The organism is Pantoea sp. SIMBA_079, assembly GCF_046940275.1.
GTDB lineage: Bacteria > Pseudomonadota > Gammaproteobacteria > Enterobacterales > Enterobacteriaceae > Pantoea > Pantoea borealis.
In genome coordinates this window covers 1-250 of the sequence record NZ_JAWRYR010000675.1, presented here as the reverse complement: position 1 = coordinate 250, position 250 = coordinate 1, and the positions used below count along the sequence as shown (strand labels likewise).

At 60.0% G+C, this 250-nt stretch carries 1 protein-coding gene; it reads left to right on the top strand.

The features are described from left to right. Positions 1 to 176: 176 nt before the first annotated feature. The coding region (locus SB719_RS21660) for a cold-shock protein (RefSeq protein WP_412159960.1) at positions 177 to 250 on the top strand (74 nt) is incomplete at its 3' end.

The window sequence follows — 250 nt, the reverse complement described above, 5'->3', positions numbered from 1 at the left end:
GCTGCGAAGGCGTGGACGTCACGAGCCGTGAGTCTTGCTGCTGACGGCGCATTCCGGCTCCCCCGTAGCGGGCGGACACTGCGATTGAGCCAGGGCACTCGACGCAACTGTTGCAATAGATTTACGGCTTACGCGCGCCGGATTAAACGCGCTCTGCAAATTTATACGAGCGGGTGATGGCGACTGGAACGGTGAAGTGGTTTAACGACTCGAAGGGGTTTCGATTCATCACGCCGGACGACGGCGGGAC